Here is a 455-nt window from a genome sequence, read left to right as displayed (position 1 = left end):
GCAGCTCCTGCATCATGGCGTAGTAGTCCGGCGGCGGTGCGTCATTTGGCAACAAACCGTTAACCAAGTGTCGCAGATAGGCCTCTCTGGACAATCCGCTCTTTTTCACCTTCTTGTTCAGTAGCTCCGCTTCTTTTCTGTTTAAGCGGAATAGAAGCGCGATATTTCGTTTTCTCATCTCTGAGCCTCCTCTCGTTTGGGCAGGGATTCTTTTACCTGATGAAGTTTCTTTCCAGTCAAACTCATAAATGCAATCCGCTGGTCGCTCCTCTGGCGGCAACTACTTTCGATTGTTTGTACGTACCATCTGTCCCAGTTCCCTCTTGGACATTCTGACGTTTTCGTTTCACTCTCCATAATTCCATTCCTCTCTCCAGGGGTTTCAGGGGTATCCCCTGACAAGACTGCCTTTGGGCTATCCAAAGGCGATGCTTGCTGGTATGGTGTCTGCTTTT

2 protein-coding genes are annotated in these 455 nt (G+C 49.0%); both read right to left on the bottom strand.

The genetic code is table 11. From position 1 onward, the window contains the following. The coding region (locus tag NE619_RS19355; protein ID WP_420314518.1) for a plasmid mobilization protein at window positions 1–178 on the bottom strand (178 nt) is incomplete at its 3' end. Further along, a partial coding sequence (locus tag NE619_RS18025) for a hypothetical protein (protein WP_256133865.1) occupies window positions 175–455 on the bottom strand: 281 nt, incomplete at its 5' end. The genes NE619_RS19355 and NE619_RS18025, both read right to left, overlap by 4 nt.

The organism is Anaerovorax odorimutans (assembly GCF_024459955.1).
GTDB lineage: Bacteria > Bacillota > Clostridia > Peptostreptococcales > Anaerovoracaceae > Hominibacterium > Hominibacterium odorimutans_A.
This window is presented reverse-complemented; position numbering and strand designations above follow the sequence as displayed.